19 protein-coding genes and 1 pseudogene are annotated in these 26,120 nt (G+C 70.8%); 15 read left to right on the forward strand and 5 right to left on the reverse strand.

The features are described from left to right. Nucleotides 1-730: 730 nt before the first annotated feature. Nucleotides 731-2,470: a beta-N-acetylhexosaminidase gene (locus tag ABZT18_RS29650; protein WP_355253001.1), complete on the reverse strand. Its 1,740-nt coding sequence runs from the start codon at nt 2,468-2,470 to the stop codon at nt 731-733. Between the two features lie 310 nt (nt 2,471-2,780). Here ABZT18_RS29650 and ppdK point away from each other — a divergent pair, with 310 nt between their 5' ends. Next, nucleotides 2,781-5,489 (forward strand): pyruvate, phosphate dikinase, encoded by a 2,709-nt coding sequence (ppdK, locus tag ABZT18_RS29655; protein WP_355253004.1) that lies wholly within the window; start codon nt 2,781-2,783, stop codon nt 5,487-5,489. 44 nt (nt 5,490-5,533) lie between these two features. Here the strand turns inward: ppdK and ABZT18_RS29660 are convergent, their stop codons facing one another. After that, on the reverse strand, nt 5,534-6,034 hold the full coding sequence (locus ABZT18_RS29660; protein ID WP_354997411.1) for a roadblock/LC7 domain-containing protein: 501 nt from the start codon (nt 6,032-6,034) through the stop codon (nt 5,534-5,536). Nucleotides 6,035-6,288: 254 nt separating this feature from the next. On the opposite strand from ABZT18_RS29660, the gene ABZT18_RS29665 reads away from it, so the two are divergent. The 3 genes from ABZT18_RS29665 to ABZT18_RS29675 are packed head-to-tail and all read left to right on the forward strand — an operon-like array spanning nt 6,289 to nt 8,737. Continuing rightward, entirely contained in the window at nt 6,289-6,642 is a 354-nt protein-coding gene (locus ABZT18_RS29665) for a VOC family protein (RefSeq protein ID WP_354997410.1), read from the forward strand. Next, nucleotides 6,626-7,864, forward strand: coding sequence for a deoxyguanosinetriphosphate triphosphohydrolase (locus ABZT18_RS29670; RefSeq protein WP_355253007.1), 1,239 nt, complete (start codon nt 6,626-6,628; stop codon nt 7,862-7,864). Before ABZT18_RS29665 ends, ABZT18_RS29670 begins: the two co-directional genes overlap by 17 nt. A gap of 42 nt (nt 7,865-7,906) precedes the next feature. Then, the gene (locus ABZT18_RS29675; RefSeq protein WP_355253010.1) at nt 7,907-8,737 is read left to right on the forward strand and encodes a siderophore-interacting protein; all 831 of its coding nucleotides are present in this window, start codon (nt 7,907-7,909) and stop codon (nt 8,735-8,737) included. Between the two features lie 7 nt (nt 8,738-8,744). Here ABZT18_RS29675 and ABZT18_RS29680 read toward each other — a convergent pair whose 3' ends face one another. Beyond that, nucleotides 8,745-9,953, reverse strand: a complete 1,209-nt coding sequence (locus ABZT18_RS29680; RefSeq protein ID WP_355253013.1) for a low temperature requirement protein A — start codon at nt 9,951-9,953, stop codon at nt 8,745-8,747. Between the two features lie 110 nt (nt 9,954-10,063). Here ABZT18_RS29680 and dnaG point away from each other — a divergent pair. Both dnaG and ABZT18_RS29690 read left to right on the forward strand, forming a co-directional pair. Next, nucleotides 10,064-11,966, forward strand: a pseudogene (gene dnaG, locus ABZT18_RS29685) (DNA primase). Further along, nucleotides 11,967-12,503: a hypothetical protein gene (locus ABZT18_RS29690; protein ID WP_355253016.1), complete on the forward strand. Its 537-nt coding sequence runs from the start codon at nt 11,967-11,969 to the stop codon at nt 12,501-12,503. It begins immediately after the preceding pseudogene. 9 nt (nt 12,504-12,512) lie between these two features. On the opposite strand, the gene ABZT18_RS29695 is transcribed toward ABZT18_RS29690, so the two are convergent. Continuing rightward, nucleotides 12,513-13,532, reverse strand: coding sequence for a TAXI family TRAP transporter solute-binding subunit (locus ABZT18_RS29695; protein WP_355253019.1), 1,020 nt, complete (start codon nt 13,530-13,532; stop codon nt 12,513-12,515). Further along, nucleotides 13,529-15,901, reverse strand: a complete 2,373-nt coding sequence (locus ABZT18_RS29700; protein WP_354997404.1) for a TRAP transporter fused permease subunit — start codon at nt 15,899-15,901, stop codon at nt 13,529-13,531. Before ABZT18_RS29700 ends, ABZT18_RS29695 begins: the two co-directional genes overlap by 4 nt. Nucleotides 15,902-16,068: 167 nt before the next feature. Here ABZT18_RS29700 and ABZT18_RS29705 point away from each other — a divergent pair, with 167 nt between their 5' ends. From ABZT18_RS29705 to ABZT18_RS29745, 9 genes are all read left to right on the forward strand, one after another. Next, nucleotides 16,069-17,001, forward strand: coding sequence for an ABC transporter ATP-binding protein (locus ABZT18_RS29705; RefSeq protein WP_354997403.1), 933 nt, complete (start codon nt 16,069-16,071; stop codon nt 16,999-17,001). Nucleotides 17,002-17,205: 204 nt separating this feature from the next. Beyond that, nucleotides 17,206-17,745: a hypothetical protein gene (locus ABZT18_RS29710; RefSeq protein ID WP_354997402.1), complete on the forward strand. Its 540-nt coding sequence runs from the start codon at nt 17,206-17,208 to the stop codon at nt 17,743-17,745. 330 nt (nt 17,746-18,075) lie between these two features. After that, nucleotides 18,076-18,831, forward strand: coding sequence for an ABC transporter permease (locus ABZT18_RS29715; protein WP_354997442.1), 756 nt, complete (start codon nt 18,076-18,078; stop codon nt 18,829-18,831). 10 nt (nt 18,832-18,841) lie between these two features. Next, entirely contained in the window at nt 18,842-19,651 is an 810-nt protein-coding gene (locus tag ABZT18_RS29720) for an ABC transporter permease (RefSeq protein WP_354997401.1), read from the forward strand. A gap of 63 nt (nt 19,652-19,714) precedes the next feature. After that, a complete protein-coding gene (locus tag ABZT18_RS29725) occupies nt 19,715-20,740 on the forward strand; it encodes a YihY/virulence factor BrkB family protein (RefSeq protein ID WP_354997400.1) in 1,026 nt (341 codons plus the stop codon). Nucleotides 20,741-21,015: 275 nt separating this feature from the next. Continuing rightward, on the forward strand, nt 21,016-22,194 hold the full coding sequence (locus ABZT18_RS29730) for an ROK family protein (protein ID WP_354997399.1): 1,179 nt from the start codon (nt 21,016-21,018) through the stop codon (nt 22,192-22,194). A gap of 133 nt (nt 22,195-22,327) precedes the next feature. Then, on the forward strand, nt 22,328-23,836 hold the full coding sequence (locus tag ABZT18_RS29735) for a sugar ABC transporter ATP-binding protein (RefSeq protein ID WP_354997441.1): 1,509 nt from the start codon (nt 22,328-22,330) through the stop codon (nt 23,834-23,836). Next, nucleotides 23,833-24,960, forward strand: a complete 1,128-nt coding sequence (locus ABZT18_RS29740) for an ABC transporter permease (RefSeq protein WP_354997398.1) — start codon at nt 23,833-23,835, stop codon at nt 24,958-24,960. The genes ABZT18_RS29735 and ABZT18_RS29740 overlap by 4 nt, the downstream gene beginning before the upstream one ends. A 98-nt stretch (nt 24,961-25,058) precedes the next feature. Beyond that, the gene (locus ABZT18_RS29745; RefSeq protein WP_354997397.1) at nt 25,059-26,111 is read left to right on the forward strand and encodes a substrate-binding domain-containing protein; all 1,053 of its coding nucleotides are present in this window, start codon (nt 25,059-25,061) and stop codon (nt 26,109-26,111) included. The last annotated feature ends 9 nt before the right edge of the window (nt 26,112-26,120 follow it).

Here is a 26,120-nt window from a genome sequence, read left to right on the forward strand (position 1 = left end):
TGAAGGCGAGCCCAGCGGCGGTCAGTGCGGTCTTACGGATCAGATCGGTACGCATGATGGCGTGCTCCTCTGCCTTGGGGGAACCCACACAGCACTCAGGGGGGTGGTGCTGCCGTGCGGGCGGAAAGGTTCACGGGAACGACCCGGCGATCCGGGGGGACCTGCTCAGCGTTCCGGGGGGATGTAACCGGGGCGGCCTACCGGATGTTCCCGGGGGCCTGCCGGCGTCTGGCGGGTCTTACCCGGCCAGCGGTTACGGGGGATGTAACCCGGCCGGCCTGGTGGGTGTTCCCACGGTCGGCGGCTACGGGGGTGTAACCGGGGCGGCCGGTCGGGTGTTCCCGGCGGCTGCCGTGCACCGGGCCAGGGGGCCACGGTCGCATGCCAGGTATAACGACCCGGGCCGGCCCCCGATTCCACCGCCAGAGTGGCCCCGACCACGGGACAGCCAGCCCATAACCGGACACCCACCCACCGGCGTTACATCCCGAACCGGACGCCACGCCCACACCCGCCCGCGACGACCGGCGTCGAGATCCACGCACTTTCGGGGAAAGTGCTGCCTCCCGACGCGTCGAGGCCGCACTTTCCCCGGAAAGTGTGCGGATCTTGGCCGCCCGCCGCCCGCCGCCCGCCGCCCGCCCGCCGGGTCGCCCGGCTGCCGGTCTTTGGGGCGGCTACCTGCGGGGAGGCCCGGATGAGGTGATTTCGCCGGTTTTGGGCGGGGGCGTCAGGGCTTGTCGGGGACGGGGGCGGGGGCGGGATCGGGGGAGAGGGCGGTGTCGGGGCTGGTCTGGGTCGGGAGGTGCGGGCGGGTCGGCTGGGTGAATCCCTCTGCGGGCCAGGGGATCTCGGGGGAGCGGTGGAAGGTGACCCCGGCGGTGGCCCAGCGGGGGCCGTGCCCGGCCAGCCGGTCGCGGAACCCGGCCCAGTCGTGCGTCGCCCGGGGCGACCAGCCCAACTCGGCGATGGCGGGCAGCCGGGGGAACAGCATGAACTCGATCTCGGCCAGCGAGGTGATCGACTCGGTCCAGAGCGGGGCCTCCATGCCGAGGACCGCAGCCTCCGGCACGCCCGTCACGTGTGATCCGGGATCCCAGTCGTACGCGCGTCGCACGTCGATCAGGCCAGCCCAGTCCTGCCCGACCGGGGTGTCCGGGGCGTACTTCATGTCCAGGTAGGCATGGTTGCCGGGGGAGAGGATGAGTCGGGCGCCCTGGCGTACGGCCTCGACCGTGGTCTGGTCCTCGCTGTCGGTGCCCCACCACTGCAGGACCCGCCCGTCGATGTGGGTGGCCGGTGCGAGCTGGTGCCAGCCGACCACGGTCTTCCCGAGGCCAGTCACGATGCGCTGGACCCGCTCGACGAAATCGGTGTAGACCTCGCCCTTCACCTTGAATGCCTCGTCGCCACCGATGTGCAGCCACGGCCCGGGGGTGATCGCGGCCAGCTCGCTCAACACGTCGGCAACGAAGTCGTACGTCCGCTCATCGGCCGGGTCGACGTAGCTGAAACCGACCTCGGTGCCGGTGTAGGGCGGCGGCGCGGTCTTGTCCGGTGCCAGCTCCGGGTACGCGACCAGCGCCGAGTTGGTGTGCCCGGGGAGGTCGATCTCCGGGACGACAGTGATGTGGCGGGCGGCCGCGTAGGAGACGATCCGCACGTAGTCGGCCTTCGTGTAGTGCCCGCCCGGGCCGCCACCGACCTCGGTCACCCCGCCGACGGTGGTCAGCCTCGGCCAGGAGTCGACAGCGATCCGCCAGCCCTGATCGTCGGTGAGGTGCAGGTGCAGGTGGTTGAGCTTGTACCGGGCGAGGTGGTCGATCACCCGCAGCACGTCAGCGACGGCGAAGAAGTGCCGTGCCACGTCGAGCATCGCGCCCCGGTACGGGAAACGGGGTCGGTCGACGATCGACCCGCCGGGCAGCATCCAGCGCTCGGTGATCGGGACCGGGCTCTCGATCGCCGGTGGCAGCAGTTGGCGCAGGGTCTGCACGCCGTGGAAGAGGCCGGTGGCGGTGACCGCGGTGATGGTGACCCCGGCCCGGGTCACGGTGAGCCGGTAACCCTCGGCGCCCAGGCCGTCGTCGTCGGTCAGCACGAGTGCGATGCCGTCGGCCGGTGTCGGTCCGGCTGCGTCGGTCACCGGCAGCGGGTATCCGGTGGCGGGGCGCAGCAGCTCGGCGAGCTGTTCGGCGACCGCCAGCGCGGCGGGATCGGCGGTGGCCACGACGATCGCTTCGGCCGGCAGCAGCCAGTCCTCGGACGGGTTCGGCTCGACGCTCTGCGGGGCGGGCACGACGTCGGCCAGACGGACCGGGGCCGGAGGGGCGAGCAGCTCGCCGGCGGCCCGTTCGGCGGCCCGGGCCAGCGTGGCCGCGTTCGGTTCGTGGGCCGACAGCGAGATCGGGCCGGGGGACCCGGCTGCACTGGGGGTGGCGGTGGGTCCGGGGGAGGAGGTGGTCGACACGGCGGCGGCTCCGGGGTGTATTCGCGCCGGTTATGGCAAAAGCGAGGTTCACCGGCTGCGTTGCCATCCAGGGTACGGCGACAGGGCGGGATGCGTGATAGTGCGCGTGGAAGCGTTCCCAAAAACCGGTACGAACACGGATAGTCGTGATAGCTGTGCCTATTGTCACCGAACGGTCCCAGGTCACCCGATGTTCGCTTAACCTTCGCCCACCGATCGGCGTTGACCCCCGGGATTACCGGCGGTCCGTTCCGGGGTAATCAACTGAACCTTCGTTAAGTGTCAATCCGGCGCGTGTGTGGAGGCTCTGGTGGCAGCGCAAGAGACCGTCGATCAGAAGTACGTCTACGACTTCTCCGAAGGCAACAAGGATCTCAAGGACCTGCTCGGCGGCAAGGGGGCGAACCTCGCCGAGATGACCAACCTCGGCCTGCCTGTTCCGCCCGGCTTCACCATCACCACCGAGGCCTGCCAGGCGTACCTCGAAACAGGGCAGGAGCCGGACGGGCTCGCCGGTCAGATCGAGGCGCACCTGGAGTCGCTGGAGCGCACGATGGGCAAGCGCCTCGGCGACCCGCAGGACCCCCTGCTGGTCTCCGTCCGCTCCGGCGCCAAGTTCTCCATGCCCGGCATGATGGAGACCGTCCTCAACGTCGGCCTCAACGACCAGAGCGTGATCGGTCTCTCCGCGCAGGCAGGGGGGAACGACCGGTTCGCCTGGGACTCCTACCGCCGCCTCATCCAGATGTTCGGCAAGACCGTCTGCGAGGTGCCGGGCGAGGAGTTCGAGCACGCGCTCGACGGAATCAAGAACGCCAAGGGCACTCACAACGACCTGGACCTGGACGCCGACGACCTGCGCGGGCTGGTCGACGCGTACAAGAAGATCTTCCTGACCCACACCGGTCGGGAGTTCCCGCAGCAGCCGCGCGAGCAGCTCGATCTCGCGATCCGGGCGGTCTTCGAGTCGTGGAACGCCGACCGGGCGGTGCTCTACCGTCGCCAGGAGCGGATCCCGGCCGACCTCGGCACCGCGGTCAACGTGGTGACCATGGTCTTCGGCAACCTCGGTCCGGATTCCGGCACTGGCGTCGCGTTCACCCGCGACCCGGCCAGCGGCGCGCAGGGAATCTACGGCGACTACCTGGCCAACGCCCAGGGCGAGGACGTCGTCGCCGGCATCCGCAACACCGTGCCCCTGCAGGAGCTGGAGCAGCTCGACAAGGCCTCCTACGACGAGCTGCTCAGCATCATGGCTCGGCTGGAGGAGCACTACAAGGACCTCTGCGACATCGAGTTCACCATCGAACGCGGCAAGCTGTGGATGCTGCAGACCCGGGTGGGCAAGCGCACCGCCGCCGCCGCGTTCGTCATCGCCGGGCAGCTCGTCGACGAGGGCCTGATCGACCTGGACGAGGCGCTGCACCGGGTCAACGGCGCGCAGCTGGCCCAGCTGATGTTCCCCCGCTTCCAGCTCGACCACGAGTTCCAGCCGGTCGCCAAGGGCATCGGCGCCTCGCCCGGCGCGGCGTCCGGCAAGGTGGTCTTCACCTCGGCGCGGGCCGTCGAGCTGGCCGCCGAGGGTGAGTCGGTGATCCTGGTTCGTCGGGAGACCAACCCCGACGATCTGAACGGCATGATCGCCGCCCAGGGCATCCTCACCTCGCGCGGCGGCAAGACCAGCCACGCCGCCGTGGTGGCCCGGGGCATGGGCAAGACCTGCGTCTCCGGTGCCGACGAGATCGAGGTGAACGTACCGGCGAAGCGGTTCGCCGTGGCCGGGCAGACCGTCAACGAGGGCGACATCGTGTCCATCGACGGCACCACCGGCAAGGTCTACCTGGGCGAGGTGCCGGTCATGCCCTCGGAGGTGGTGCAGTACTTCGAGGGCAGCCTCGACCCTGAGCACATCGACAACGCGCTGGTCCGGGCCGTACACCGGATCATGACGCACGCCGACAGCAAGCGGCGGCTCGCGGTCCGGACGAACGCCGACACCGGCGCGGACGCCGCTCGGGCCCGGCGCTTCGGCGCCGAGGGCATCGGGCTGTGCCGCACCGAGCACATGTTCCTCGGCGACCGGCGGGAGCTGGTCGAGCGGCTGATCCTGTCCCGAGCCGAGGGTGAGCGGGAAGCGGCGCTGGCGGCGCTGCTGCCGTTGCAGCGGGCCGACTTCGAGGAGATCTTCCGCGAGATGGACGGCCTGCCCGTCACGGTCCGGCTGATCGACCCGCCGCTGCACGAGTTCCTGCCTCCGCTGGAGCAGCTCGCGGTCAACGTCGCGGTCGCTCAGGAGCGCGGCGAGGACGTCGCCAAGGAGGAGGCGCTGCTCGCCGCCGTCCGGCGGATGCACGAGGAGAACCCGATGCTCGGGCTGCGGGGCGTCCGCCTCGGCCTGGTCATCCCGGGCCTGTTCGCGATGCAGGTCCGGGCCATCGCCGAGGCGGCGGTCAGCTGCGCCCGTGGCGGCGGGGTGGCAAAGCCGGAGATCATGGTGCCGCTGGTCGGAGCCGTGCAGGAGCTGGAGACGGTCCGCGCCGAGGCCGAGAAGATCATCGCGGAGGTGGTCGGTGACAGCGGGGTCGAGGTGCTGATCGGCACCATGATCGAGGTGCCCCGGGCGGCACTCACCGCCGGGCAGATCGCCGAGGCGGCCGAGTTCTTCTCGTTCGGCACCAACGACCTGACCCAGATGGGCTGGGGCTTCTCCCGCGACGACGTCGAGGGCGCGTTCTTCTGGCGCTACCTGGAGCTGGGCATCTTCGGAATCTCACCATTCGAGTCGATCGACCGCGACGGTGTGGGCCGGCTGGTGCGGATCGCCGCCGAGGAGGGTCGGGCCGCCCGGCCCGGGCTGAAGCTCGGCGTCTGCGGTGAGCACGGCGGCGACCCCGACTCGGTGCACTTCTTCCACGAGGTCGGCCTGGACTACGTGTCCTGCTCGCCGTTCCGCGTGCCGGTGGCCCGGCTGGAGGCCGGCCGGGCGGTCGTGGAGACCGGCGGTTCGGACAGCCGCTGACGCGGGGCCGGCGGCGGACCGGGCGACCGGGCCGCCGCCGGCGTTCAGATCGGCGGGCGACGCCAGGTGGGCCGGGACGAGCGGTGCAACTGGGCTGGCAGGGTGGCCATCGGGGTACGCACGGCCAGCGGGGCGTGGGCATCCGGAACAGCGGTGGCGCCGATTCCGCCGCCGCGAATGTCCAGTACGGAGCCGGCCCGCCGGGCCACGGCACGCGCCTCCTCGTGCAGCGCCTCCAGATCGTCCGCCGCCGACACGGTGACCAGGGTCAGCAGGGCGGTACGCCCGGCCGGGTAGGTCACCACGCAGCCGGCGGTCGTGCACACGACCGATTCCCGGAACGCACCGCGCCGGACGGTGTCGGCCACCCGGTTGCCGAGCCCGAAGCTGGCCGCGGCGAGCGCCGCGAGATGGGTGGCGTCGGTGCTGGGCAGATCGCTGGAGATGAGCAGCCCGTCGGTGCCGGCCAGCACTGTTCCGGCGACCTCGGGTCGGCGTTGGCGCAGCTTGCGTAGCTCCGTTCCCACCACCGTGTCCGCGTCCACGAGCGTCACCCCTAACCGGTCGGGCTCTGTGTGTCAGTCGGCTGGTCACGTTCCGCGCTGGGAACGCTACCGGTGGCCACCCTCCGCCCGCGAGCCCGTGACCCTCGGCAATCGGTTGACAACTCCGAGCCAATCGGCGGTTGTGCACCCACCGTCGATGCGTCGGAGGCGGGTCGAGCCGCTGTGGCGGGCGTAATCTTGGCTCGCTCGCACACGGCCGATTGCGCACGCCGTCGAACGGGAAGGGTGACTGCATGACCAGTGTCTGGGAGAGCCTGACCGTCGACGCCCGGGATCCGGCCCGACTGGCCCGATGGTGGGCCGAGGCGCTCGGCTATCAGGTCGTCACCGAGAAGCCGGACGAGGTGGAGATCCGCCAGTCCGCCGACCGCCTGCCCGGCCTGGTCTTCGTGCCGGTGACCGACGCCAAGGAGCGTAAGAACCGCCTGCACCTCGACCTGCGACCCGCCGACCAGGAGGCCGAGGTCGAGCGGCTCGTCGACATGGGCGCCCGGCACGTCGACATCGGACAGGGCCACGTCGAGTGGACGGTGCTGGCCGACCCGGAGGGCAACGAGTTCTGCGTGCTGCATGCCCGCGAGGAGTGAGTCGGCGGAAGCGCGGCTGGTCGAGGAACCGCCCAAGGACACCGGGCACCGTCGGTCACCGTACGAGCGCGACCGGGCCCGGGTGCTGCACTCCGCGGCGTTCCGCCGGCTGGCCACGAAGACCCAGGTGCACACCGCCGGCACCGACGACTTCCTGCGTACGCGGCTGACGCACTCGCTGGAGGTGGCCCAGATCGCCCGGGAGATGGGTGCCCGACTGGGCTGCGACCCGGACGTGGTGGACGTCGCCGGGCTCGCCCACGACCTGGGGCACCCGCCGTTCGGGCACAACGGTGAGGCGGCCCTGGACCTGCTCGCCACACCGTGCGGCGGCTTCGAGGGCAACGCGCAGACCCTGCGGGTGCTGACCCGACTGGAGGCGAAGGTGCTCGCCCCGGACGGCTCGTCGGCCGGGCTCAACCTGACCCGGGCGTCGCTCGACGCGATCGGCAAGTACCCCTGGCCGCGCCGCCCCGGGGAGCGCAAGTTCGGGGTGTACGCCGACGACGTGGCCGTCTTCGACTGGATCCGGGCCGGTGCGCCCGGAGACCGCCGGTGCCTTGAGGCGCAGGTGATGGACTGGGCCGACGACGTCGCGTACTCGGTGCACGACGTGGAGGACGGCATCCACGGCGGGTACGTCACGCTGCACCCGCTGCTCACCGACGCCGACGAGCGGGCCGCGCTCTGTGTCGACGTGGCCGGCGCCTACTCGGGGGAGGCCGAGATCGACCTGGCCGAGGTGCTGGTCGAGCTGCTGGCCGACCCGCTGCTCGCCCCCCTGGTCGGGTACGACGGCAGCCACCGTGCGCAGAGCGCGCTGAAGGCCACCACCAGTGGGTTGACCGGCCGGTTCGTTGCCGCGGCGGTGGCCGCCACCGAGGAACGCTTCGGTCCCGGCCCGCACCGCCGCTACGCCGCCGACCTGGTGGTGCCCCGGCTGGTCCGGGCACAGTGCGCGCTGCTCAAGGGCATCGCGCTGCGTTACGTGATGCGTCGAGCCGGCTTCCGGGGCCGCTACGAGCGGCAGCGGACGATGCTGGCCGAGCTGGTCGCCGCGCTGGTCCGGAAGGCGCCGGAGGGGCTCGACCCGATCTTCGCCCCGCTGTGGCGGGCCGCCCCGGACGACACGGCCCGACTGCGGGTGGTGATCGATCAGGTCGCCTCGCTCACCGACCCGGCGGCAGTGACCTGGCACACCCGCCTGGTCGGCGAGAGCTGACCGCCGACCCGGCATGGCAGAGCTTAGGCTAGCCTAACTGGCATGACGGAACGCCCCAGGAACGTCACCTTGGCAAGAGTGCTGCGCACCGAGCGGCCCACCCCGCACCTGATCCGGCTCGTCCTCGGCGGGAACGAGTTGGCCGACCTGCCGGTGGGTGAGTTCACCGACCACTACATCAAGGTGGTGTTCCCGCAGCCCGGCGTCGCGTACCCGGAGCCGCTGGATCTCGCCGCGATCCGCCGGGACATGCCCCGGGAGCAGTGGCCCCGGCAGCGCGCGTACACCGTGCGACGCTGGGACCCGCTGGCCGAGGAGCTGACCGTGGACGTGGTGCACCACGGCGACGAAGGGCTGGCCGGCCCGTGGGCCGCCGCGCTGCGTCCGGGTGACCCGGTGCACTTCATCGGACCCGGCGGGGCGTACGCCCCGAGCCCGGACGCCGACTGGCACCTGCTGGTCGGCGACGAGAGCGCCCTGCCGGCGATTGCCGCGGCCCTGGAGCGGTTGCCGTTGGGCGCCCCGGCCCAGGTCCTCGTGGAGATCGCCGACCCGGCGGAGGAGCAGAAGCTGCTCAGCCCCGGCGCGGTCCAGCTCACCTGGTTGCACCGTGGCGACCGCCCGGTGGGCGAGGCACTGGTGGCGGCAGTCCGGAAGTTGGAGTTCCCGCCCGGCCAGGTGCACGCCTTCGTGCACGGCGAGGCGACCTTCGTCCGGGAGCTGCGCCGCCTGCTGCGCGCCGAGCGAGGCGTGCCCGCCGGTCAGCTCTCCATCTCCGGCTACTGGCGGCGCGGGCTGGACGACGAGGGCTGGCGCTCCACCAAGGCCGACTGGAACCGGGCGGTGGAGGCCGAGGAGCCGGCCGGCGCCTGAGGACACCTCAGCCTTCGGCCACCTCCTCCGACTCCCGACCGGCCCTGTTCAGGCGGCGGGTGAGCAGCACGGCGTACCCGACGATCGACGCAGCGAGCAGGAACAGCAGCAGGCGCGGCTCGCGTACCGCTGCGGCGATCAGGCTGACCGAGACCACCCCGTAGCAGGTGATCGCCAGCCGGAGGAGGTTCGGAGGGCTCCACAGCCAGTACAGGGCCAGCCCGCAGAGCATCCAGACGACCACCGAGCCAGCCAGCATCAGCCGCAGCTCCAACGGCAGCCGGACCGCGTCGTCGTCGACGAGCCGGACGACCTGCCCGAGCGCCCAGCCGAGCACCAGCAGCGCCCCGTCGAGCGGGACGTGCAGGTAGCTGTACGCCTGCCCGCCCCGCAGTCGACTCGCCACCAGGTGCGTGGTGACGAACGTGGTGTAGAGCCACCAGATCGCGGCCGGCACCAGGAAGGCGATTCCGGCGGTGAGGATCATGTGCGGTCGGGGGTGGTCCGGCACCGCGAAGAGCAGGCTGGCCAACGCGCTTCCCAGCACGATGATGGTGAACTGCCCGATCCGTTCCGGCAGGTGCCGGTTGTCCACCGGCCACTGGTTGAGCCAGCGCACGCCGACCCACGGCGTGGCCAGCTCGATGCACATCGCGACGATCCACAGCACCGGGCGCAGCGCGCTGGGCGCGGTCAGCGACACCAGCCAGATCAGCCAGCCCGACCCGAAGCCGATCAGGTAGACCGTCGTCACCATGCGAGCCATCGGGCTGGTCGGCCGGGCACGTAGGTACAGCACGAGCAGCACGCCCCGCACGATCAGGTACCCGACCGGCAGGAGCACGCTCTCCGGCACCTCGTCCACGCCGAGCGTCATCGCGCCCGCCCCGACCAACGCGACCAGCACCAACACCCGGTGCAACGCGTCGTCCGGGTCGAACCGGGTGTCGTAGTAGACCTGCCCCACCCAGGCCCACTGGACCACCACGAAGAGCCCGATCACGGCCAGTACGGCCTCCGGCGCCGGGGTGGGGTCGTTGCCCAAGCGGGCCACCACGGCCGCCAGCGCGTACACGAAGATGAGGTCGAGGAAGAGCTCCAGCCAGGTGGCGTGCCGGTGGCCGGCCTCGTCCGTCTGCGGGGACTGTCCGCGTAGCCCCAGCCGGCCGGTCAACCATCCGCTCGGCCGGAGGTCGTCGGCCCGTACCCTGCGCATCTGGTCATGGTCCCCGCGCGGCCCCGGCGTACGGGCGAAAACCGGCGAGCCGGCGGCCGTCGCCACACCGGCGTCCCCCGGCCGGCACGTCGTCGGTCCGGCAGGGCAGGATGTACGGCGAGGGGGTGGCGCATGGCTGGGCGGATCCGGGACGAGGACATCGCACTGGTCCGGGAACGCACCTCGATCGGGGATGTGATCTCCGAGACGGTCACCCTGAAGTCCGCCGGCGGCGGCAACCTCAAGGGCCTGTGCCCGTTCCACGACGAGAAGAGCCCGTCGTTCAACGTCTCGCCGGCCCGCAACGTCTGGTACTGCTTCGGCTGCGGAGCCGGCGGCGACGCGATCAAGTTCCTGATGGACGCCGATCACCTCAGCTTCGTCGAGTCCGTCGAGCGGCTGGCCGGCCGCGCCGGCATCCAACTGCGCTACATCGAGGACGACAAGGGCACCCCACGCCCCCGTCCGCAGCAGGGCCAGCGCCAGCGCCTGGTCGCCGCGCACGCCGCCGCGGTCGAGTTCTACCGGGCGCAGCTCAGCACCGCCGGGGCCCGTCCGGCACGGGAGTTCCTGGCCCAGCGAGGGTTCGACCGGGCCGCCGCCGAGCGCTACGGCTGCGGCTTCGCGCCGGATGGCTGGGACCTGCTCACCAAGCACCTGCGCCAGCAGGGATTCACCCACCAGGAGCTGGTCACCGCCGGGCTGTCCCGGGAGGCGCGTTCGGGCAGCCTCATCGACCGGTTCCGCCGCCGGCTGCTCTGGCCGATCCGCGACCTCGCCGGCGACGTGATCGGCTTCGGCGCGCGCAAGCTCTTCGACGACGACGACGGCCCGAAATACCTGAACACCCCCGAGACGCCGATCTACAAGAAGTCGCACGTGCTCTACGGCATCGACCAGGCCAAACGGGAGATCGCCAAGCAGGGCCGAGCGGTGATCGTCGAGGGCTACACCGACGTGATGGCCTGCCACCTCGCAGGGGTGACCACGGCGGTGGCGACCTGCGGCACCGCTTTCGCGGCGGACCACATCTCCGTCCTGCGTCGGCTCCTGTTCGACAGCGACGAGGTGGCCGGCGAAATCATCTTTACCTTCGACGGCGATGCCGCCGGCCAGAAGGCCGCACTGCGCGCCTTCGAAGACGATCAGCGCTTCGTCGGGCGCACCTTCATCGCCGTCAGCCCGGACAACATGGACCCGTGCGATCTGCGGCTGGCCAAGGGCGACCTGGCGGTGCGTGACCTGGTCGCCCGCCGCGAGCCGCTTGTCGACTTCGCGCTGCGACACGTGATCAGCCGCTTCGACCTGGACACCGTCGACGGCCGGGTCGAGGCGATGCGCCACGCCGCGCCGCTGGTCGCGCGACTCAAGGACCGGGAAAAGCGCCCGGAGTACGTCCGCAAGCTCGCCATGGACCTCGGCATGGAGATCGAGCCGGTGCAGCGGGCGGTGCTCGCCGCCGCCAACACCCCGCCGCCCGGCACCCGCGACGCTCCACCCGCCGCCCGGCCCACGTCGGCCCGCCCCGAGCCGGTACTGGACAGCCCGCTGTCGATGGTCGAGCGCGAGGCACTGAAGCTCGCCCTCCAGCAGCCGGTCCTGGCCGGGCCCATGTTCGACGCCGTCGAGGCCACCGAATACCGCCACCCGGTGCACGTCGGGGTGCGTACGGCCATCGCGACGGCCGGTGGGGCCGCGTCGGCGACCGGCGGCGCGGTCTGGATCGAGTCGGTCCGCGACGCCTGCGACGACCTGGCGTCAGCGGCGCTGGTCGGCGAGCTGGCGGTGGAACCGCTGCGGATCGACGGAGAACCAGACCCACGCTACGTGTCGATCACGATGGCGCGGGTGCAGTTCGGGTCGGTGACCGCCCGGGTCCGGGACCTCAAGTCACGCATCCAGCGGATCAACCCGGTCAACAACAAGGACGAATACTTCGCCGCATTCGGCGAGCTGCTGTCACTGGAGCAGCACGCCCGGGCGCTGCGCGAGCAGGCCGCGGGAGGCCTCTAGATGGGACTGTTCAGCCGCAAACCGAAGCTGCCACCGGCCGACCGGCCACCGCTGACCGCCGACGAACGGGCGTTGGCGTGGGCGGCCGTCGGCAACGGCGAGGGCGACGGGGTGGTGGTCGCCACCAACCTCGGGCTGTGGCTGCCCGGTCGGGGGCACCGGCTCGGCTGGCACACCATCCTCAAGGCGGTCTGGTCCGGCCGGGAGTTGACCGTCACGCCCGCCGAGACGGTCGTCGAACGCGACGGCCACACGGTGGTCGCCGACGGCCCGACCGAGACGTATCTTCTCCTCGATCCGGGTGAGCTGCCGCACCAGGTACGGGCGCGGGTGACCCGCTCGGTCGCGTACACCGAGCACCACCCGGTGCCCGGCGGCGCGGCCCGGGTCGCGGCCCGGCGCGTGGCCGGGGTCGACGGTCTGACCTGGACGGTCCGACTCGACCCCGGCACCCCGGCGGACCATGAGGCCCTGCTCGCCGAGACCGACCGCCTGGTCACCGTGGCCCGCGCCGCCACCGCGCCGGCCGACGGCTGACCGGCCGGGTCAGTTGGCGCCGAGATCCTTCAGCGCCTTGTCAGCGCCACGATGCAGCGGCACCGGCTCGGTCTTCCGGGCGGTGTCCAGCGAGATCCCCCGGGCGGCCGGGTTCGCCTGGGCCAGCGTGTCCCGCTTGTCGAACACCGTCCGGGTGATCGCGCAGGCGACGTTGGCGTCCAGATCCTTGCGGACCAGCAACACGTTGGGTACGACGATGGTCGGGGTGTCCGTTGCCGTCCGGTACGCGTCCCGGCCGATCGTCCCAGGCTGGTAGGCAGGGCTCAACTCGGTCATCTTCGGCAGCAGGGGCGCGATGTCGACGAACCGCACGGAGTCGCCCGCGGTGGTGAACAGGTCGGTCAGGCCCCCGGTGGGCAGGCCGCCAGACCAGAAGAAGCCGTCGATGCTGCCGTCCTTGGTCCCCTCGACCGTCTTGGTCAGGTCGAGCCGCTGCGCCCGGATGTCCTTGGTCGGATCGAGACCGGCCGCCGTCAACAGCCGGTTGGCGATCACCTCGGTACCGGACTTCGGTGAGCCGGTGGAAATCCGTTTGCCGCGCATGTCGGCCACCGACTTGATCCCGGAGTCGTTGCGGACCACCACCTGGGTGTAGTTGTCGTAGATGCGTGCCAGCGCCTCGACCGGCTGCGGCGCGGTGAAACTGCCCTTGCCCTCGACCGCGTTGACCGCCGTGTCGAAGAGGGAGAACGCCACGTCGTACTGGCCACCGACCAACTGCTCGACGTTCTGCACCGACGCGCCGGTCTCGGCGGCGGTGCCGCTGAGCTTGCCACCGGTCGCACCGGACAACTGCCCAGCCAGGGCGTTGCCGACCACGTAGTAGACGCCGGTCGCGTTGCCGGTGGCGATGCCGACGCGGGTCTCCCGGGTCACCTCGCAGGTGACCTCGCTGGCCGCGTCGTCCTTGGCCGCGCCGCCCTGCTGGCCTCCGCAGCCCGTGGCACCGACCGTGACGATGGCGAGCACGCTCAGGCCCGCCGCGAGCCGTACGTCGATTCGTCTCACAGTTTCTCCTCCCGGAGGTTGGCTGACGATCCGGCTCGGGGCCGACCGGCCCGGCCGGCGGATCCGCGTCGGATGAACACACCCGCCGCCGCGACGGCGGCCAGCGCGGTGCCGACCGTGACCGGCACGGGTTCGAGCCAGAGCAGGGTGACGCCGGCGAGGGCCCCGAGCACGCGCTCCGGGGCACCGGCAGGGCCCACACCGGGCAACCAGCCACCGGCGGCGACAGCGAGCACCGCCACGCTGAGCGCGGTGACCACGGCGGCGAAGGCGATCCGCTGCACGCCACCGATGCCGAGCAGACCGAGCCCGGCCGGCGTGATGACGAACGCGATCGGGATCAGGTACGCCGGCAGCGCGTACCGCAGGGTCTGCCACATGGTCGGCACCAGCCGGCCGCCGGTGACCGCCGCGGCGGCTACCGCGGCGAGCGCGGTCGGCGGGGAAACCTCGGACAGGACCGCGAAGTAGAAGACGAACATCGCCGCGGCGGGGGCGGCCACGCCCAGGTCGAGCAGGGCCGGACCGACGATCACCCAACCGATCACGAACGAGGCGGTGACCGGCACGGCCAGGCCCAGCAGGCTGAGTGCGACGGCCGCGAGCAGCGCGGTGAGCACCAGCACCAGCGTCGGGTCCGAGGTGGCCGCCTTGGCACCGCCGATCAGCAGCGCCGCCGCCTGCGGCCCCAGGCCGGTCTTCGTGGTGGTCGCCGTGATGATGCCGGCAGCGGCGCAGACCGCGGTCACCGCGAGCACGCCGCGTACCCCCGTGACGAGTGCGGTCACGAGCCGCGCCGGGGTGAGCCGGTGCGCACGGTCCAGGAAGGACAGCGCAGCGGCGAGGATGGTGGCGAAGACGACCGCCCTTGTCGCGGACACACCGATCGCGAGCAACACGATGATGGCGATCAGCGAGGCGAAGTGGTAGCCGAACCGGGCCAGCAGACGCCAGGACGAGCCGACGTCGATCACCACCGGGCGTACGCCGGAGCGGCGAGCGTCGATCTCCACGGAGAGCAGGATGCCGAGGTAGTAGAGCACCGTCGGCACCGTGGCCCAGCCCAGCACCTGCAGGTACGAGACGCCGAGATACTCAGCGATGATGAACGCCGCCGCACCCAGGGTGGGCGGGGAGAGGATGGCACCCACCCCGGCCGCGGCCAGCATGCCGCCGGCCCGCTCCGGGGGATAGCCGGCGCGGCGCAGCAGCGGCCAGGTGACCGCGCCGATGCTCACCGTCGTCGCCGCACCGGAGCCGGAGACGGTGCCGAGCAGGAAGCCGGAGGCCACCGCCGTCCGACCGGCGGCGGTGCGCGAGCGGCGGAACGCGGCAGCCGACAGCTCGACGAAGAACCGCCCGGCCCCGGACAGCTCGAGGACCGCGCCGTAGATGGTGAACAGCACGATGTACGAGGCGGCCACGTCCAGTGGAGTGCCGTAGAAGCCGCTGTCGGAGTTGTAGAACGCGTCGACCAGTTGACTGAAGTCGAGCCCGGCGTGGGCGACCGGCCAGGACTGCGGCAGCAGCCCACCGTAGTAGCCATAGCCGAGGAACAGCAGGCAGACCGCGGGCAGGATCCAACCGGTGGTACGCCGGCACGCCTCCAGCAGCAGGAGCAGCAGCACAGTGCCCAGCGCCAGGTCCATCGGCACCAGCAGGCCCTGCCGGTCGAGGAAGGCGTTGTAGCCGCCACCACCCGTACCGATCCAGACCGGCAGGACGGGGTAGAGGCAGGCGGCCACCGCCAGGGCGACCAGGACCCAGTCCGTCGCGGTGGGTCGCGCCGACGTGGTGGCGCTGCCGTTCTTGGCGGCGCTGCCGGTGCGGCGTCGCCGGGCGCGCAGGCGGGCCGGTAGCCGCAGGTCGGCCGGGTAGGCCAGGAAAACCAGCGGGAGTACGCCGGCCAGGAAGATGATCAGGTAATACTTGCTGCCCTGCGACAGCGGGCGGAACACCTGCCAGAGGGCGAGCCCGCCGATCGCCAACGCCGCCACGGTGAGGAGCAGACCCGCCGGCCCGGACAACACGCGGCCAGGCTTCTCGTCCTCGAACTGGGCGGCCAAGTCCCGGGTCGCCCGCTCGGCGACGGAGCGGCCATCATCGACGCTGGGGGCGGCCGTGTCGATGCCGCGTTCGCTCGTGTCGGTGCTGTGCGCGACCGCGTCGTGCGCTACCGCGTCGGTGCCGTGCGAGACCGCGTCGGCGTCGCGCTCGCTCGGGTTGGCGGTGCGCTCGGCTGCGGTGGGCTCGGCCGTCGATCGCGGTCGGGGTGGTGGGCCGCCGGTGCCCGACGTGGGCTCACCGGCAGGAGAGTTGACTGGTCGGACGGGTGGCGACGAACCATCGGGCGAGCTGATGGGCGACACGAGGGGACGATACACGTCGATCGGCCAGCCGGTGGGGCATCGATCGACGTTTCGCTGTCGATGGTTCGGGCGGTGAGGCGATCGTCTCGGCGCTGGCGCCCCCGCGGTCTCGCCGTGTGCGCGTATTTGCGTGGAGGGCTGTCGGGCCCGGCGGTTAGGGTCGGGCGGTGACTTCGGGGCGACCACTCATTCAGGCTCGGGGGCTGGTGAAGCGGTTCGGTGAATTCACCGCCGTGGACGGCATCGACGTCGAGGTGCGCTCGGGGGAGGCGTTCGGCTTCCTCGGGCCCAACGGCGCCGGCAAGTCCTCCACCATGCGCATGATCGGCTGCGTCTCCCCACCCAGCGGGGGCAAGCTGCGCATCCTCGACATGGACCCGGTCGGTGACGGGCCGGCGATCCGGGCTCGGCTCGGTGTCTGCCCACAGGCGGACAATCTCGACCCGGAGCTGACCGTCCGGGAAAATCTGACCGTCTACGCGCGCTACTTCGGCATCGCCCGTCGGGCGGCCCGGGAGCGGGCCGATGAGCTGCTCGATTTCGTCCAGCTCACCGAGCGGGCCGACAGCAAGGTCGAGCCGCTCTCCGGTGGGATGAAGCGCCGGCTGACGATTGCCCGCGCGCTGGTCAACGATCCGGAGATCGTGCTGCTCGACGAGCCGACCACCGGGCTCGACCCGCAGGCCCGGCACCTGGTGTGGGAGCGGCTGTTCCGGCTCAAGCAGCAGGGCGTGACGCTGGTGCTCACCACGCACTACATGGACGAGGCCGAGCAGCTCTGCGACCGGCTGGTGGTGATGGACGGCGGGCGGATCGTCGCCGAAGGCTCACCCCGGGCGCTCATCGAGCAACACTCCACCCGCGAGGTGGTCGAGCTGCGCTTCGCCGCCGAGTCCCAGGAGCCGTTCGCCGGCAAGCTCGCCGGGCTGGGGGAGCGCGTCGAGGTGCTGCCGGACCGGGTTCTGCTCTACGTGCCCGACGGCGACGCGGCGGTCGTCGAGGTCTCCGCGTTGGGGCTCAGCCCGGCCAACGTGCTGGTGCGGCGCAGCGGCCTGGAGGACGTGTTCCTGCACCTGACCGGCCGCACCCTGATCGACTGATCGACCACGGGTGATCGTTGGCAGCTCAGCCACTACTTCCCCGGCGTGTCGACCTGCTGAGCTGCCAACGATCAGCGCTCATCGGCTCTGGCCTGGCCGGGAAGGTGCGCTGAGCCCGGCGTGCGGTCACATTTGATCTTGGGCGTAGCATCGGCCGGCCCGGTCAGTGAATTCACCGAACCGGCTTCCGACCCCGGGGGTTTCATGTCCGACCTGTTGACTGCCAACCGACGTCAGGCCGGGCTGACCGCGCTCTACCTGGGCATCTTCGCGATGGTCTGGTTCAGCGTGCCGGCGGCGGAGCAGCCACTGCGTGCCCTGCTTGTGGTGGGCAGCATCGCCGCACTGCTGACCGCCGTGGTGGGGGGCGTGGTGGCGGCCCGGCTCCGAGGGGTCGGTGGTCCTCGGGACCGGGCGGCCGACCGTCCGTACCTGCTCATCGTCGTCGCAGAATTCGCCGCCGCCGGGCTGGGTGCCGCCGTGCTGGCTGCCGCCGGCTGGTCCGAGTACGTCCCGGTGCTGGTCTGCCTGGTGGTCGGACTGCACTTCTTCCCGCTCGCCCCGCTGCTGCGGGATCCATTGCTTCGGCCGCTCGGTGTCGCGCTGTGCCTGGTGGCAGCGGCGGGGCTCGTCACCGGCCTCGCCTCGGGGGTGTCCGCCGGCCTGGTGGTGGGCACCGGCGCGGGGGTCCTGCTGCTCGGTTACGCCGTACAGGCGCTGATCCGCGCGTACCGCCCGGCCTGACCGGCCTGTCCGGTGCTGGCCTTCACGCCCGACGCGTGGCGCGCGTTCGTCGGGTCCGACGCCGTCCGCGCGCTGATCGACTCCATGTCGGCGATACGGGGGTGTCCGGGCGGCGGGATGCCGCCACATCGTCGATGTGGAGTGAATCATCGCGTCGAAGCGCCACGAGCACGACGCGTCGCCGCCCGATAACCCGGGCGACACGCCGATGAGGGCGTCGTAGGGTGACCGCCAGCCTGTCGTACCCCGGGGGTAGACAGGTCGTGGTGGCCGGCACGGTGGGGCGGGGTGGTCGTGGTGGGTGTGGTGGGGCAGGCACGATTCCCCTGGATGCCGGCGTACGCGGTCTTCGAGTACTTCCTGGTGGGTCTACGACGCACCTGGCGGGCGGGGGTGTTCTCCTCGTTCCTGCTGCCGGTGCTGACCGTGCTCGGCTTCGGGCTGGGTGTCGGCGCCTACATCGACCAGGGCGTCGGCGGGGTGCGTTACCTCGACTGGCTGGTCCCCGGGCTGATCGCCTCGACCGCCCTCCAGGTGACCGTCGGCGACTCGACGTGGCCGGTGTTCAGCAACTTCCGGTGGATCAAAATCTACTTCGCGCAGAGCGCGTCGCCGCTGCGGGTGGGCGACATCCTGGCCGGGCACCTGGCCTTCGTGCTGTTCCGGGTGCTCACCACGATCACGGCGTTCCTGCTGGTCACCGGGCTGTTCGGGGCGTTGCGGTCGCCCTGGGCGGTGGCGACCCTGCCCGTGGTGGCACTACTCGGGCTGGCCGTTGCCGCGCCGACCTTCGCGTACACCGCGTCGGTGTCCAGCGACAGTTGGCTGGCGATGCTGTTCCGGTTCGCGGTCATCCCGATGACGCTCTTCGCCGGGGTGTTCTTCCCGGTCGAGTCGCTGCCCGACGCGCTGCGCTGGCTGGCCTACGTGACGCCGCTGTGGCACGCCGTCGACCTCTGCCGCGCGGCCACGCTCGGCGTCGCCCCGCAGTGGTCGGTCGTTGGGCACCTGCTTTACCTGACCGCCTGGGTGGTCGCCGGCTGGTTGCTGGCGCTCCGCGCGTTCCGTCGCAAGCTCGTCATCTAGAGAGGCTGTCGTGGTCACGCTGATCCTGCCCCGGCTGGTCGACGTCTCCGCCGTGTCCCGGCGCTCGGCGTCGGTGGTCGAGCGCAACGTCGCGGCGCTCAAGTCGGTCTACTGGCTGCTGCTGCTCTCCGGCTTCGTGGAGCCACTGCTCTACCTGTTCTCCATCGGGGTGGGCGTCGGGGCGCTGGTCGGCGACCTGCCGCTGCCCGACGGGCGGCTGGTCTCGTACGCCGAGTTCGTGGCGCCGGCGATGCTCGCCTCCTCGGCGATGACCGGGGCGCTCGCGGAGACCACCTTCAACTTCTTCGGCAAGATGAAGTACATGAAGCTGTACGACGGGATGATCGCCACCCCGGTACGGCCGTTCGAGATCGCCCTCGGTGAGCTGGGTTGGGCGATGCTGCGGGGCAGCGCCTACTCGGCCGCGTTCCTCGGGGTGATGGTCACGCTGGATCTGACCAGCATCACCCGGGCGTTGACGGCCCTCCCGGCCGCGGTGCTGGTCGGGTTCGCGTTCGGGGCGCTCGGCATGGCGATCTCCACCTTCATGCGCAGCTGGCAGGATTTCGACCTGATGGCCTCCGCCCAGTTCACGCTCTTCCTCTTCTCCGGGACGTTCGTGCCGGCGCAGGCCTATCCGACCCTGCTGCACTGGCTGATCGAGGTCACCCCGCTCTACCGGTCGGTGCACCTGATCCGCGGCGTCGCCCTGGGCGGCGGTGGCTGGGTCTGGCTCCTCGACGTGCTCTACCTGTTGGTGATGGTGGCGGTCGGCCTGCTGGTGGCCTCGCGCCGGATGGGCAGGTTGCTCTACAAGTAGGGGTTACCCGCGCCTGTCCACGGGGCATGTCGGAGGCGACACCACCGATGAACAGGAGGGGCGATGGCCTCGGACGAGTCTTCCGCCCACCGGGAGCACGAGCGTGATCCCGCCAGCGCGCCGGTCGGGCCTGACGCGGGGCCGGACAGCCCCACCGATCTCCCCGGCAGCGGCTGGAAGGCGGCGCTGCGCCGGACGATCAGCGAATTCCAGGATGACAGCCTGACCGACTGGGCGGCGGCGCTGACCTACTACGGGGTGCTGTCGATCTTCCCGGGGCTGTTGGTGCTGATCTCGCTCCTCGGCCTGCTCGGTGAGAGCGCCACCCAGGGCGTCCAGGACACCGTCAACCAGGCGGTGCCGGATGACAGCATCCAGAAGATCATCGAGGGTGCGATCACCCAGGCGCAGGGCAACGGCGGCCTGGCCAGCGTCGCGGCGATCATCGGTCTGGTGGCCGCCTTCTGGTCCGCGTCCGGTTACATCGGTGCCTTCATGCGTGCGTCGAACACCATCTACGACGTGCCGGAGGGTCGCCCGATCTGGAAGACGCTGCCGATCCGGCTCGGCGTGACCGCGGTGATCGGGGTCCTGCTGCTGGCCAGCGCGGTGATCGTGGTCTTCACCGGTCGGCTCGCCGAGTTGGTCGGGGATGCGGTCGGCCTTGGCTCGACGGCCGTCGCGGTGTGGGACATCGCCAAGTGGCCGGTGCTGCTGATCCTGGTCAGCCTGATGTTCGCGATCCTCTACTGGGCCTCGCCGAACGCACGGCACGGCGGGTTCCGCTGGGTCAGCCCGGGCGGTGTGCTGGCCGTGGTGATCTGGCTGGTGATCTCCGGCCTGTTCGCGTTCTACGTGAGCAACTTCGGCTCGTACAACAAGACGTACGGGGCACTGGCCGGGGTGATCATCTTCCTGGTCTGGCTCTGGCTGAGCAACATCGCGATCCTGCTGGGCGCCGAGTTCGACGCGGAGCTGGAGCGGGGCCGGGCCATCGCGGCCGGCCACGGCATCGACGACGAGCCGTACGTCGAGCTGCGCGACGACCGCAAGCTCCGGAAGAAGCGGAACTCCGCCGGCCGACGCTGACGGCTGCGCGCTGACCGCCCCGCGCTGACCGCCCCGCCACCGGAGACCGGCTGGCGGGGCGGTTTCGTGTCCATCGATGGCACTGCGGGCGAGCGGATGCGGGCGGCCCGTGATCCTTTTCTTGATCGACTAGTAGCTTTTGTTCTTTCGGACAAAAGTTGGTCTCGGAACGGTTGAAGCTATGGACATGCGGTGCGGAGCGCTCTTACTGTGTCGGACACAACACATCGGCATTGCGTCGATGTGAACGAGGCCGATGACGAGGTGAGTTTCCGGTGCGGACCGTCGACCCCCTGCACGTTCGACTGTTGCGGTTGCTCCGCGACGAGGGGGCCGTGTCCCGGGCCGAGTTGGGCGACCGACTCCAGATGCCGCGCCCGCGCCTGCTGGCCGAGCTGGATCGCCTGGTCGCGCTGGGTTACGTCGCCGAGGCAGGGCTTGCCGCCTCCCGGGGTGGGCGTCGCTCCACCCTGGTCGAGCTGAACCCGAAGCTGCGTTTCGCCGCCGTCGACCTCGGTGCCAGCTCGATCGACGTGGAGGTGGTCAACGGCCGCCTCGAACCGGTCGCCCACTACGCCGAGCCGGCCGAGATCCGCAACGGACCGAAGGTGACCCTGCAACGGGTCAACGAGTTGCTGCACAAGGCCCGGGTCGACGGCGCGTACGAGCGGTTGGACGCCGTGGGCATCGGCGTGCCCGGTCCGGTCAGCTTCCGTGACGGCGTTCCGGTCTCGCCACCGATCATGCCGGGCTGGGACCGGTTCCCGGTGCGCGAGTTGCTCAGCCGGGAGCACGGCTGCCCAGCGGTGGTCGACAACGACGTCAACATCATGGCGATCGGTGAGCGGCACGGTGGGGTCGCTCATTCGGTGGACGACTTCCTCTTCGTGAAGATCGGCACCGGCATCGGGTGCGGCATCTACCTCACCGGCGAGGTCTACCGGGGCACCGACGGCTGCGCCGGCGACATCGGCCACATCCAGGTCGACTCGCACGGTCCGATGTGCTCCTGCGGCAACATCGGCTGCCTGGAGGCGCTGTTCAGCGGCGCCGCGCTGGCCAAGGAGGCCGCCGCCGCGGCCCGCAGCGGGGTGTCGCCGGCGCTGGCCGAGCGGATGGCCCTGCGTGGTGTGGTGACCGCACTGGACGTCGCCGAGGGCGCCGTCGAGGGCGACGTGACCTGCATCCAGCTGATCCGTGACGGCGGACGGCGGGTCGGCGGGGTGCTCGCCGGCCTGGTCAGCTTCACCAACCCGTCGATGATCGTGATCGGCGGCGGGCTGGCCCAGCTCGGGCACATCCTGCTCGCCGAGATCCGCAGCGTGGTCTACCGCCGGTCGCTGCCGCTGGCCACCGGCAACCTGCCCGTCGTGCTGTCCGAGCTTGGTGGTCGTGCAGGCGTCGCCGGCGCGGCCGTGCTCGCGAGTGACGTCGCCTTCGGGGAAGCCGCATGAGGCTGTCTGAGATTCCGTCGTGAGCGAGGAGGAGACCGTGGCCCTGCCCGAGGATGACCCCGCCACCGCGTCGGCCGAGGCCGTCGCCGAGGCGCCGCTGGTCGAGGCTCCCGCCGACACCGTCGCGGGCGAGGTGGTCCTGCGCCTCACCGATCTGGTCAAGACCTTCCCCGGCGTACGCGCGCTGGACGGCGTGCAGCTGGAGGTGCGTGCCGGCGAGGTGCACTGCCTGCTCGGGCAGAACGGGGCTGGCAAGTCCACCCTGATCAAAGTGCTCTCCGGGGTGCACCAACCGGATTCCGGGCAGGTGGAGTGGCGCGGCGAGCCGGCCAACTTCGTCAACCCGCAAGCCGCGATGCGCGCCGGGATCGCCACCATCTACCAGGAGCTCGATCTCGTCGAGGATCTCTCGGTGGCGGAGAACGCCTTCCTCGGCCACGAGCACCGCAGGTTCGGGTTCGTCCGGCGCGGCACGATGGCCCGGCACACCCGGCAGATCCTCAGTCGGCTCGGCCACGGTGAGATCCCGCCGGGGCGGATGGTCCGATCGCTGCCGGCCGCTGGTAAGCAGATCGTCAGCATGGCCAGGGCGCTGTCGCACGAGGCCCGACTGATCATCATGGACGAGCCGAGCGCGGTGCTGGCCCACGACGAGGTCGGCAACCTGTTCCGGATCATCCGGGAGCTGACCGCGCAGGGCATCGCCGTCATCTACATCTCTCACCGCCTGGAGGAGATCCGCGAGATCGGCGACCGGGTCACCGTACTCAAGGACGGCCGGACCACGGCGGCCAACCTGCCGGCGCGCGACACCCCGACCCGCGATCTGGTCAGCCGGATGACGGGCCGCACCATCGAGTACGTCTTCCCGGACCGGCCGACCGACGACGCCGTCGGTGCCGAACTGCTCCAGGTCGAGGGGCTGACCCGCACCGGCGAGTTCGCCGACGTCTCGCTGAACGTGCGCGCTGGCGAGATCGTGGGCATCGCGGGCCTGGTCGGCTCCGGCCGCTCCGAGCTGCTGGAGACCATCTACGGTGCCCGGCTCGCGGAGGTCGGTGCGGTCCGGATGGACGGGCGGGTGCTGCGTCCGGGCGTCGGCGCGGCGGTGCGGGCCGGCATGGGGATGGCCCCGGAGGAACGTAAGAGTCAGGCGTTGCTGCTGGGTGAGCCGATCTACCGCAACGTCACGCTGGCCACCTTCGGCCGGTACGCACGGCTCGGCTTCACCGACGCCGGCAGGGAACGAGCCGAGGCGGATCGGATCGCGGAGAGCCTGGAGCTGCGGCCCCGGGACGTCAATCGGCCGGTACGCACGCTCTCCGGTGGCAACCAACAGAAGGTCGTGGTCGGGCGGTGGCTGCTCGGCGGCACCAAGTTGTTGCTGCTGGACGAGCCCACCCGGGGCGTGGACGTGGGCGCCCGGGCTGAGCTTTACCAGGTCATCCGGGCGTTGGCCGCCCAGGGCGTCGGGGTGCTGCTGGTCTCCAGCGAGGTGCCCGAGGTGCTTGGTCTGGCCGACCGGGTGCTGGTGATGCGGGAAGGGCGGGTCGTCCGCGAGGCTCCCGCCGGCGAGCTTGACGAGAACACCGTGCTCGACCTCGTGATGGCGGGGTCCTTGATGGAAGGCGCACCGGCATGAGCGACGCGACTCCCACTCCCACCGCGACACCGGAGCGCCCGCAGCTTCCGGCGCAGTCGCCGCCGGTGGACCCGGCGGAGACGGCCGCGGCCAGTGGCAAGGCAGGATCCACGCGCCGGCTCTCCTGGTGGCAGGGGGACGGCGGCGACGGTGCCAAGCGCAATCTTGGTCTGATCGGTGTGCTGGCCGCGCTCGTCGTGGTCGGTGCGGTCACCAAGCCCGACCTCTACGGCGACCCGAACTGGGTCTGGAACAACGTCCTGGCCATCCTGCAACTGGCCTCGGTCGTCGGCGTGGTCACGGTCGGCATGACCTTCGTGATCATCGGCGGTGGGATCGACCTGTCGGTCGGGGCGATCGTTGCGCTGGCCGGGGTCTGGTGCACCACGGTGGCCACCCAGAGCTACGGCGCCGCTGGGATGATCTTCACCGCCATCGTGGTCGGCATCTGCGTCGGCCTGGTCAACGGTGTGCTCATCTCGTACGGGAAACTGGTCCCCTTCATCGCGACGCTCGCGATGCTGGTGGCGGCTCGCGGGCTCGCGGCGTCGATCTCCAACAAGCAGACCCAGGTGTCGAGCAGCACCTTCATCAACGACATCGCGGCGCGCAAGGTGCTCGGGATTCCGATCCTCGTCTACATCCTGGGTGCGGTGGTGGTGGCCGGTTGGATCCTGCTCAACCGCACCACCTTCGGTCGGCGGACCATCGCCGTCGGCGGCAACCCGGAGGCGGCCCGACTGGCCGGCATCAACGTCCGCCGGCACACCATGCTGCTCTACGCGCTCTCCGGGCTGTGCTGCGGCATCGCCGCCATCATGCTGACCTCGCAGGCCACCTCGGCGCAGGCGGCGATGGCCAACCTCTACGAGCTGGACGCGATCGCCGCGGCGATCATCGGCGGGACGCTGCTCAGCGGTGGCCGGGGCACGATCGTCGGCTCGCTGCTCGGCGTCATCATCTTCGCCACGATCACGAACCTCTTCGCCATCAACGGCCTCTCCATCGAGGCGCAGAACATGGTCAAGGGCGGCATCATCGTCGCCGCCGTCCTGGTCCAGCAGTTCCAGTTCAAGTCCCTCACTCGGCTCCTCGCGCGGAACAGGGTCACCACCGCAACCTGACGCACCGCACCGTTGTCCCTGGCGACGTCGAGACATTCGACAGTGGCCGGGCCTCGCACACCCTCACTACCTCAAATCCCGCTCCCAGGAGGTCGTTCATGACCCAGCACAGTCGCGACCTGTCGCGCCGCCGGTTGCTCTTCGGTGGAGCCGCAGTCGGCGCCGCCACCCTGCTGACCGCCTGCACCAGTAACGAGACCCCGGCGGCCAGCACACAGACGAAGGCCGCCGGAGACAGCGCCGGCAACAACGCCCCGGGCAAGAAGGTCGTCATCGGCTTCTCGGCTCCCGCCGCCGACCACGGCTGGATGGGCGCGATCCACGCCAACGCCAAGGCTCAGGCCGCGGCCTACTCCGACGTGGAGTTCAAGGAGGTCGACGGTGGGTCGAACTCCGAGGCCCAGCGCTCCACCCTCGGCACGCTGATCGCCCAGAAGCCGGACATCATCGTCGTGCTGCCGCACGACGGCAAGGAGGTCAACGCCGTTGCCCTCCAGGCGATGCAGGCGGGCATCCCGATCGTGAACCTCGACCGGGCCTTCCCCGACGCGCTGGCCTCGCGGCTGGTGATCAAGGGCGACAACTACGGCATGGGCGTCTCGGCCGGGCACTTCATCGGCAAGCAGCTCAAGGACAAGGGCGTTGCCAACCCGATCATCGGTGAGATCGCCGGTCTGGAGATCCCGCTGACCGTCGAGCGCAGCGCCGGCTTCGCGGCGGCCCTGGCGACGTACGGGTTCAAGGTGAACAACCGTCGTTCGGCCGAGTTCACCTCGGACAGCGGTCAGCGCGAGGCGGCCCAGCTGCTCCAGGCGCTGCCGAAGATCGACGCGATCTGGAACCACGACGACGACCAGGGCATCGGTGTGCTTGCCGCCATCAAGCAGGCCAACCGGACGGAGTTCTTCATGGTCGGCGGCGCGGGTTCGAAGCTCGCGATCGAGGCGATCAAGGCCGACAACACCGTGCTCAAGGCGACGGTCACCTACAACCCGTCGATGGCCTCGTCGGCGATCTCGCTGGCGCGGCTCGTCGCGCAGGGTCGGGGCCTGGGCGACCTGACGGAGCTTCAGGTGCCCAAGGAACTAACCCTGGCCTCCGAGACGATCACCAAGGAGAACGCGAGCAGCTACGAGAAGCTCGGGTTCTGACATACGGGG

Source organism: Micromonospora sp. NPDC005291, assembly GCF_040607415.1.
In the GTDB taxonomy this organism is placed as follows: Bacteria; Actinomycetota; Actinomycetes; order Mycobacteriales; family Micromonosporaceae; genus Micromonospora.